The organism is Pseudomonas japonica, from assembly GCF_900188455.1.
GTDB classification, from domain to species: Bacteria; Pseudomonadota; Gammaproteobacteria; order Pseudomonadales; family Pseudomonadaceae; genus Aquipseudomonas; species Aquipseudomonas japonica.
In genome coordinates, this window is sequence record NZ_FZOL01000002.1 from 522,548 (window position 1) to 523,819 (window position 1,272).

The 1,272-nt window shown below is 56.4% G+C and carries 1 protein-coding gene and 1 pseudogene; both read right to left on the minus strand.

The genetic code is table 11. The annotated features are described in order from the left end of the window. The coding region (atpG, locus tag CHB99_RS04645) for a F0F1 ATP synthase subunit gamma (RefSeq protein ID WP_249299689.1) at positions 1-806 on the minus strand (806 nt) is incomplete at its 3' end. A 50-nt stretch (positions 807-856) separates the two neighbouring features. Further along, positions 857-1,272 (minus strand): annotated as a pseudogene (locus CHB99_RS04650) (F0F1 ATP synthase subunit alpha); the annotation flags it as partial.

Below are 1,272 nucleotides of genomic sequence, written 5' to 3' on the forward strand. Positions count from 1 at the left end.
TGACGCGCCTTGTTGTAGATCAGCTGCAATTCGCTGATCAAATCACCGGCGTTGTCGGTGGCGTTCTTCATTGCGATCATCCGGGCAGCTTGTTCAGCTGCGTTGTTCTCGACCACCGCCTGGTAGACCTGCGACTCCACGTAACGCACCATCAAGCCGTCCAGCAGCTCCTTGGCGTCAGGTTCGTAGAGGTAGTCCCAGTGGTGCTTGAGTTCTTGATCCGGGGTTGCAACCAACGGAATCAACTGCTCGACCGTTGGGGTTTGCGTCATGGTGTTCACGAACTTGTTCGATACCACCGACAGACGATCGATACGACCATCCAGGTAAGCGTCCAGCATGACCTTGACGCTGCCGATCAGATCATTGATCGACGGCTCTTCGCCCAGGTGGCTGATTGCAGCAACGACGTTGCCGCCAAAGCTGCGGAAGAATGCCGCACCCTTGCTGCCGATTACGCACAGATCGATTTCGACGCCTTGTTCGCGGTTTACCGACATGTCCTTGACCAGGGCCTTGAACAGGTTGGTGTTCAAGCCACCGCACAGACCACGGTCACTGCTCACCACGATATAACCGGCGCGCTTCACAGGGCGCTCGATCATGAATGGGTGGCGGTATTCCGGGTTGGCGTTGGCCAGATGACCAATCACCTGGCGGATGCGCTCCGCGTAGGGACGGCTAGCAGCCATGCGCATTTGAGCCTTGCGCATCTTGCTGACCGCCACTTTTTCCATGGCGCTGGTAATTTTTTGCGTGCTTTTGATGCTCGCAATCTTACTGCGAATCTCTTTTGCGCCTGCCATGTAACACCTATCAGGTTAGCAAGCGGGGGCTGCAAAGCCCCCGCTGCGGCTTACCAGGTTTGGGTGGCCTTGAACTTCTCGATACCGGCTTTGATACCAGCGTCGATTTCGTCGTTGAAGTCACCCTTCACGTTGATCTTCGCCATCAGGTCGGCGTGATCACGGTTGAAGTAAGCGATCAGCGCTTGTTCGAAGCTGCCGATCTTGGCGATTTCAACGTCGGTCAGGAACCCACGCTCAGCGGCATACAGCGACAGCGCCATGTCAGCGATGGACATAGGAGCGTATTGCTTCTGCTTCATCAGCTCGGTAACACGTTGACCGTGCTCGAGTTGCTTGCGGGTGGCTTCGTCCAGGTCAGAAGCGAACTGGGCGAATGCAGCCAGTTCACGGTACTGAGCCAGAGCGGTACGGATACCACCGGAGAGCTTCTTGATGATCTTGGTCTGAGCGGCACCACCCACAC